General features: G+C 32.0%; 7 protein-coding genes. All 7 read left to right on the top strand.

The features are described 5' to 3' along the window. The first annotated feature begins 777 nt into the window (after nucleotides 1–777). Nucleotides 778–1,962, top strand: a complete 1,185-nt coding sequence (locus MR285_RS01260) for a phosphoglycerate kinase (RefSeq protein WP_293557308.1) — start codon at nucleotides 778–780, stop codon at nucleotides 1,960–1,962. Continuing rightward, nucleotides 1,959–2,702, top strand: a complete 744-nt coding sequence (gene tpiA, locus MR285_RS01255; RefSeq protein ID WP_293557307.1) for a triose-phosphate isomerase — start codon at nucleotides 1,959–1,961, stop codon at nucleotides 2,700–2,702. The genes MR285_RS01260 and tpiA overlap by 4 nt, the downstream gene beginning before the upstream one ends. Next, a complete protein-coding gene (gene gpmI / locus MR285_RS01250) occupies nucleotides 2,699–4,201 on the top strand; it encodes a 2,3-bisphosphoglycerate-independent phosphoglycerate mutase (protein ID WP_293557306.1) in 1,503 nt (500 codons plus the stop codon). Before tpiA ends, gpmI begins: the two co-directional genes overlap by 4 nt. A 12-nt stretch (nucleotides 4,202–4,213) precedes the next feature. Continuing rightward, a complete protein-coding gene (gene eno / locus MR285_RS01245; RefSeq protein ID WP_293557305.1) occupies nucleotides 4,214–5,500 on the top strand; it encodes a phosphopyruvate hydratase in 1,287 nt (428 codons plus the stop codon). Further along, nucleotides 5,497–5,916, top strand: a complete 420-nt coding sequence (locus MR285_RS01240) for a histidine phosphatase family protein (RefSeq protein WP_293557304.1) — start codon at nucleotides 5,497–5,499, stop codon at nucleotides 5,914–5,916. The genes eno and MR285_RS01240 overlap by 4 nt, the downstream gene beginning before the upstream one ends. 48 nt (nucleotides 5,917–5,964) lie before the next feature. Next, complete coding sequence (locus tag MR285_RS01235; protein ID WP_293557303.1) at nucleotides 5,965–6,450, top strand: FMN-binding protein; 486 nt, start codon at nucleotides 5,965–5,967, stop codon at nucleotides 6,448–6,450. A 293-nt stretch (nucleotides 6,451–6,743) separates the two neighbouring features. After that, nucleotides 6,744–8,122 (top strand): murein biosynthesis integral membrane protein MurJ (murJ, locus tag MR285_RS01230; protein ID WP_293557302.1); only part of this gene is annotated, 1,379 nt, incomplete at its 3' end.

Raw genomic sequence — 8,122 nt, 5'->3', positions numbered from 1 at the left:
GTTTACGGGTGAGCAAGTGAACAAAAGCAGAAACTAAAGTGCTTTAGCACTAGCTGTGAAAAAGGTGCGCGAGAAAGAAAATTCAAAGCATGGAATGCTGCCGGTAACAGCCCCTTATAGGGGCATAACAAACCACCGGCTTAGCCGGTGGTTATGATTGTGCCAAAGATTTCATTGATTTTTAAAATGTTTTAAAAGATTTAATATTTTAACTAATAAAACAATCTTAATAACATGTAAAACAGTATAGGGAATTAGACTCGTAAGAATTCGCACACTTTCAGAATATTTTTCCATAAAATCACATCTCCTTAAACAACTCTTTTAACCTATTTAATATTAAAATTAAAAGAATTATTTCAATAATATTAAAAAGATAGTGAGGCTGAATTAATGTAAGAAATTTTAATATTTGCATTTTCATAAATATCACTCTTCCGTAAATTAATAACTTAGACAAACAAATTTAAATTAGTACTTGAAAATCCACATACACGACAAAATAAAATTATGTAATATTGGTTAATTATCAAAGTTATTTTTATGCAAGCATTCTCTATATAGTAAACATAAAAGGCATTTAACAATTTATCTATTTATCAAAGCATAGCATAAAAAATCAAAAAGTCAAGTATTTTACATTCTATTAAACATTTATGAAATTATACTTCACGATAAATTATAAATATTAAACTATTCTACAAATATAAACTCTTTTAATTTATGGTATAATTTAATTGATAATTTTAATGAAAAATCGAAAATAAGAGGTGTAATGTGAAAAAGACTATTAGAGATTTTGATTTTAACGATAAAACTGCACTAGTTAGGGTTGACTTTAATGTTCCACTAAAGGATGGCAAAGTTACTGGAGACGATAGAATTGTAAAAGCCATTCCTACTATTAATTATTTAATAGAAAAGGGTGCAAAAGTTGTGCTTATGAGTCATCTTGGAAGACCTAAGGGAGAATACAAAGAAGAACTTTCTCTTGCACCAGTGGCAAAAAGAGCTTCTGAACTTTTAAAGGAGGATGTTAAATTTATTGTTTCAAAGGAAGTTGTAGACGAAAATGTCATTGAAGAAGTTAAAAAACTTAAAAAGGGCGAAATAGCTCTTATTGAAAATCTTAGGTTTGTAAAGGGCGAAGAGAAGAACGATGCTGATTTTTCAAAAAAACTTGCTTCTCTTGGAGATATTTTTGTAAATGATGCTTTTGGAACAGCACATAGAGCTCACGCTTCAAATGTTGGCGTTACTGAATTTTTGCCATCCTGTGTTGGACTTTTAGTTGAAAAAGAAATTAAATATTTTGAAGATGTACTTAAAAATCCAGAAAAACCTTTTGCTGCAATTCTTGGTGGTTCAAAAGTTTCTGATAAAATCGGTGTAATTGAAAACTTGCTAGAAAAAGTTGATGTGTTAGTAATTGTTGGTGCTATGGCAAATACTTTCTTAAAGTCGAAGGGACTTGAAGTTGGCAAATCTCTAGTTGAAGATGACAAATTAGACCTTGCAAGAGAAATAATGGCAAAGGCAATTGACAAGGGCGTTGCTTTAATTTTGCCGAGAGATGTAATAGTTGCTCCAGAACTTTCTGAAAATGCAAAGGGAACTTTAAAGGACGCAGAAGATGTAAGTGAAGATGATATGATCTTAGATATTGGAAGAGAAAGCTTAAAGGATATTGAAGCTGCTCTAAAAGATGCAAAGACAGTTGTATTAAATGGACCTTGTGGAGTTTTTGAAATTAAAGAATTTTCTCATGGAACTATTGAACTAGCAAAAATCTTAGCAAATCTTGGCGCAACAGTAATTGTTGGCGGAGGAGATTCTGTTTCTGCAGTTGAAAAAGCTGGCGTAGCAGATAAATTAACTCACATTTCAACAGGTGGTGGCGCAAGTCTTGAAATGCTTGAAGGCAAAAAACTTCCTAGCATTGAGGCGGTAGAAGAAGCATGAGAAGAAAATATATTTGTGGAAATTGGAAGATGAATAAAACTTCTAGTGAGGCTCTTGCATTTGCAAATAAAATAAATGATTTTAGATTTGAAAATGTAGATATTCTTATTGCTCCAAGTTTTGTTTCTCTAGAAAGTTTTACAAAAAGTGTAAAAGATAAAATTGAAGTTGCTGCACAAAATGTTTCTGAATTTGAAGATGGAGCTTTTACTGGCGAAGTTTCAGCTAATATGCTTAAAGATATTGGGGTTAAAAATGTAATCATCGGTCATTCAGAAAGACGAGAAAAATTTTCGGAAAGCGACGAAATTGTAAATGCAAAGATAAAAAGGGCTCTTTCTCATAATTTATCTGTTATTCTTTGCCTTGGAGAATCTCTTGAGATAAAAGAAGAAAATAAAGAATTAGATTTTGTAAAAAATGAATTGCTAAATTCTCTTAGTGGTGTAGAAAATCTTAAAAATATTACCATTGCCTATGAACCAATTTGGGCAATTGGCACTGGCAAAACTTGTTCTTCTGAAGATGCAGAAAATATGTGTAGAGAAATTCGAGAAATTATAAACAAAAATTATGGGGAAATTTCTAAAAAAATTAGAATTTTATACGGTGGATCTGTAAAACCATCTAATGCAAAAGAAATTTTGGCAAAAGAAAATATTGACGGAGTTCTTGTCGGAGGAGCAAGCCTAGATGTCAAGGATTTTATTGAAATAATAAAGTGTGGTGAAAATTTATGAAACCAACTATGCTAATAATTTTGGATGGATTTGGAATAAACGAATCTGAAGTAGGAAATGCAGTAAAACTCGCGAAAACTCCCACTCTTGATGAGCTTTATAAAAATTCACCTCACACAGAAATTTTTGCAAGTGAAGAATATGTAGGCCTTCCTCATGGACAAATGGGAAATTCTGAAGTTGGACATTTAAACATAGGTGCAGGAAGGGTAATTTATCAAAACCTCACAAAGATAACTGAGGCGATTAAGTCAGGCGAATTTTTTAAAAATCCTGAATTTAAAAGAGCAATTGATAGTGCAAGGAAAAACAATTCAAAGGTTCATTTAATTGGACTTGTATCAAAGGGTGGAGTTCATTCACACTTTGATCATCTAAAAGCTCTTATAAAGTTAATGGCAGATGAAGGAATAGAAAAAACTTATATACACGCAATAACAGATGGTCGTGATGTATCTCCCTATGCTGCATTAGAAGATATTAAAGAGCTTCAAGATGAAATAGACAAAATAGGAAATGGGAAGATTGCTACAATTTCTGGAAGATATTATGCAATGGACAGAGACAATAGATGGGAGAGAACTAAGAAATATTACGATGACCTTATATCAAATGTGGATTTTGTCGAAGAAGATATTCTAGATTATGTAAAATCTTCCTACGATAAAGATATTACCGATGAATTTTTATTGCCTGCAAAATTTGTGAAAAATTCTGAAATTGAAGAAAATGATTCAATAATAATTTTTAACTTTAGACCAGATAGAGTTAGACAAATTACGAGGGCATTAGTTGACGATGACTTTAAGGGATTTGAAAGAGAAAAAATAAATACAACTCTTGTAACTATGACAGAGTATGATAAAAATATTAAAAATAAATTTGTTGCCTTTAAAGATGAAATTCCAAGGGACACATTGGGTGAAATTTTGGAAAAAAATAAAATCAATCAGCTTAGAATTGCAGAGACAGAAAAATATGCACATGTTACATTTTTCTTCAATGGTGGAAGAGAAAAGCCTTTTGAAGGGGAAGACAGAGTTCTTATTCCATCCCCAAAAGTTGCAACTTATGACCTAAAACCTGAAATGAGTGCAAATGAAGTTACAGATGCTGTGATTGCAAAATTAAAAGAAGATAAATACGGAGTAATAATTTTAAATTTTGCAAATCCAGATATGGTTGGACACACAGGAAACTTGAAGGCGGCAATAAAAGCTGTGGAAACAGTTGATGCAAATTTAGGCAGAATTTTAAAGGTTTTAAAGGAGAAAGAGGGCGTCGCAATAATTACTGCAGACCATGGGAATTGCGAATATATGATTGACAAAGAGGGAAATGTTGTAACAAGTCACAGCACAAATCCTGTGCCAATTTTTCTTTTTAATAAAGATGTAAAACTAAGAAAAGGCGGGGCACTTTGCGACCTTTCGCCGACAATTTTAAAAATCATGGGAATTGAAAAGCCAGAACTTATGACTGGCGAAAGTTTATTTTAATTAGGAGGAATTATGAGTTTAATTGATTATGTTTATGCGAGAGAAGTTCTTGATTCAAGGGGAAATCCAACTGTTGAAGTAGAAATTGGAACAGTTAATGGCGGATTTGGGTCTTCAATTGTGCCAAGTGGTGCATCAACTGGTGTTCACGAAGCTGTTGAACTTCGCGACGGAGAAGAAAGATATAATGGCAAGGGCGTAGAAGAAGCTGTTAAAAATGTAAATGAAAGAATTGCTGAAGAATTAATTTGCTTTGATGTATTTGATCAACTTGGAATCGATAAAATGCTAATAGAACTTGACGGAACTGAAAACAAGGGCGAACTTGGAGCAAATGCAATCCTTGGAGTTTCAATTGCAGTTGCAAGAGCTGCAGCAAATGAAGCAGGACTCCCACTTTATCAATATCTTGGCGGAGTAAATTCAAAGACAATGCCAATTCCAATGATGAATATAATAAATGGTGGCGAACACGCAGATAACAATGTTGACATACAAGAATTTATGATTATGCCAATTGGCGCAGAAACTTTTAAAGAAGCACTAAGAATGGGTGCAGAAGTTTATCACGCACTTAAAAAGGTTTTAAAGGACAAAGGACTTTCAACTGGAGTTGGAGATGAAGGTGGATTTGCACCAAATCTTGAATCTAATAAAAAAGCTTTTGACTGCATACTTGAAGCAGTAAAGGCAGCTGGATATGAAGCAGGTAAGGACATTGTACTTGCAATTGACGCAGCAGCTTCAGAATTTTATGATGCAGATAAGAAAAAATATATACTTGCAGGTGAAGGCCGTGAATTTAATTCAGAAGAACTTTCAAAATTCTATGAAGAACTTGTAAATGAATATCCAATTTATTCAATAGAAGATGGACTTGCAGAAGACGATTGGGATGGATGGAAACACATTACAGAACTTCTTGGCGATAAAGTTCAATTAGTTGGCGATGACTTCTTCGTTACAAATACAAAAAGACTTCAAGAAGGAATTGAAAAGAAATCTGCAAACTCAATTCTAATTAAATTAAATCAAATAGGAACAATCACAGAAACACTAGATGCAATTGAACTTGCAAAAAGACATAATTACACTGCAATAATTTCTCATAGATCTGGAGAAAGTGAAGACTCAACAATTGCAGATTTAGCAGTTGCAACTAATGCAGGATTTATAAAAACTGGTGCACCAGCAAGAAGTGAAAGAGTAGCAAAATACAACGAACTTCTTCGCATAGAAGATGAACTTGGCGATCTTTCAAATTATCCAGGTTTTGATGCCTTTTACAATTTAAAATGAAAATTTATTTTATAAGACATGGCGAGGCTGAAATTTATGCAGATGACGACTTTAAGAGAAAGTTAACTACTATTGGGAAGAGAAAATTGGAAGAATCCTTTAAAGTATTTGCAAACAATTTAAAGGACAAGAGATCTTACAAAATTTATTCATCACCCCTTGAGAGAGCAAAAGAAACTGCAGAAATTTTGGCAAAACACCTTGACTCTACCTATGAAGTCAAGGAATACCTTGCTGGTGGAAGAATAAAAGATATTTTAGAAAATTTAGATAAAGGGGAAAATTATATATTTGTTTCACATGAGCCCTTTATTTCAAATTGGATTTATCAACTAACAGGCGAAATGAAAATTATTTCAAGAGGAAGTATAAATTTGGTAGAAATTGATTTGGCGAAATTTTTAAATTTAGAATGATTTTGGCAAGTTAATTAATATAATTATAATTTATTAAGGAGGATATTTATGAAGAAAAAACTTACAATGGCTACAATTGCAATGTTATCACTAACACTTGTCGGATGTGGCGGAGCAAAAAACAATGCAAAGGGAAATGCAGCAAAGGAAAACAATAAGAAAGTAGAAACTACTGCTAATGCAAAAACTGAAACGGCAGCAACTCTTAAAGATGGAACTTATACAGGAAAATCTTCCACAGATGATTACGGCGGATATATTGAAGTTACTGTTACAGTTGCTGATGGAAAAATAAGCGATGCTGTTGTTAAAAATCTTGACAAAGAAGGAAAAGAAAAGGACGAAGATTACGGAAAAGAAGCTGGCGAAGATGGATACAAAACTGCACAAATGACTCTTGAAGCTTCTCAAAAATATGGAAAAGATCTTAAAGAAAAGGGTTCAGTAGAAGAAGTTACAGCAATTAGTGGTGCAACACAATCTTATAACCAATTCTTAGAAGCAGCAAATGATGCAGTAAATCAAGCAAAATAAATTTTATTAGAAAACAGCGACATTTTATGTGTAACCCTAAAACTGGACACAATAATATAGTTTAAGTAAACTTATTGGATGCTACCTATATTTAGTAGGTTGCATCCGTTTTTTATTTAAACTAATGTAATAGGGCGGCTAAAAGTTATATTGTCATCTATTTTAGTTTTTAAAAACTTTTTTTCATAAGTATAAAAGATAGAAATTAAATTCAGGTCTTACTTGTAAATCGAATTAAATAAATATATAATGACTTGAGGTTATCTCGAGTTTTTTATTTTAAAGGAGAAAAGATGAAGACTTCATATATATTAATGATAATTACAATTGTCTCAAAGATTTTTGGACTTTTGAGAGAAAAGGCACTGGCATACTTTTTTGGCGTTGGAATGGTGGCAGATATTTTTCTAATTGCATTCCAACTTCCCATGACTTTTACAAATGTAATTAGTGGTGCTGTTGCAAATGGCTACATACCAATGTACGACAAAATAAAGACTAGAGAGGACAAAAAAAGTGCTGATGCTTTTACTGCCAATCTTTCAAATATCATTTTAATTGCCTTTATTATAGTAACTATATTTTCTATTATTTTTGCAAGACCACTTGTAAAACTAATGGCTGAAGGTTTTGAGGGAGAAAAACTTGAAGTAGCAATATTTGTTTCAAGAGTTGCAATGCTTTCTATTGCCGTTACAGCTGTGAGTTCAATTTATAAGGCTTATTTACAAATTTACGAAAAGTTTATAGTTTCAGTTTTGCATTCAATTCTCATGAATATTATTTTAATTGTTTCCATGGGAATTTCTTACAAAATTGGAATAAATTATCTTGCCATAGGAATTTTAGCTGCCTTTGTGTTTCAATATGCAATTTTTATTCTTCCAATTAAAAAGCTTGGATATAAACACAGTTTGAAAATTGATTTTAACCAGGACATGAAGGCGATGTTCATTTCAATTCTTCCAATTTTAATTTCTACTTCGGCAATTGAAATTAACTTTATGATTTCTCGCTCCATTGCATCGGGAGCTTATTCTGGAGGAATTTCAATTTTAAACTATGCCTACAAACTTCAAAGTTTTGTAACGGGAATTGTGGTAACATCAATTATCACTGCTACTTATCCAAAACTTGCAAACTTTGGTTCAAAAAAAGATTTCAAAAATTTAAAGTCTGCTCTTTCAGAAGGTCTTTCTAATATGTTGCTTTTAGTTGTGCCGGCAGCCTTTGGTTTATACATTTATTCTTTTCCAATTGTAAATCTTTTATTTGTTGGTGGAGAATTTTCTGTTGATGATGCAAGGATTACTGCCACAGTTTTATCTTTTTTTGCCTTTGGTGTAATTGGAATTGGTGTGCGAGAAATTATATCAAGAGTGTTTTATTCTCTTGGCGACAACAAAACTCCAGTAATAAATTCAGTATTAATAGTTGCAATTAATATTTTTCTAGCATTTTTACTTTCAAAAATAATGGGGATAAGAGGAATTGCCCTTGCGACTTCAATTTCTTTTATAGTTGGAGCAATTGCGATTTATCTTCCATCAATCAAATTAATTGGAAATGTATTTAATAAAAAACTTTTTACAAATGTAATTAAAATAACTATTGCGTCAGCTGCAATGGCATTTGGTTCAAAAATCTTTTACAATATTTTGACTAAAAATTT

Source organism: Peptoniphilus sp. (genome assembly GCF_022767005.1).
In the GTDB taxonomy this organism is placed as follows: domain Bacteria; phylum Bacillota; class Clostridia; order Tissierellales; family Peptoniphilaceae; genus Peptoniphilus_A.
Note: the sequence above shows the minus strand (reverse complement) of the source record. Positions and strands in the feature narration are given on the sequence as shown.

What these genes read in the sequence shown, in the direction of transcription:
- eno (WP_293557305.1), top strand. Translation starts at nt 4,214, where the DNA reads ATGAGTTTAATTGATTATGTTTATGCGAGAGAAGTTCTTGATTCAAGG.
- gpmI (WP_293557306.1), top strand. Translation starts at nt 2,699, where the DNA reads ATGAAACCAACTATGCTAATAATTTTGGATGGATTTGGAATAAACGAA.
- MR285_RS01240 (WP_293557304.1), top strand. Translation starts at nt 5,497, where the DNA reads ATGAAAATTTATTTTATAAGACATGGCGAGGCTGAAATTTATGCAGAT.
- tpiA (WP_293557307.1), top strand. Translation starts at nt 1,959, where the DNA reads ATGAGAAGAAAATATATTTGTGGAAATTGGAAGATGAATAAAACTTCT.
- MR285_RS01235 (WP_293557303.1), top strand. Translation starts at nt 5,965, where the DNA reads ATGAAGAAAAAACTTACAATGGCTACAATTGCAATGTTATCACTAACA.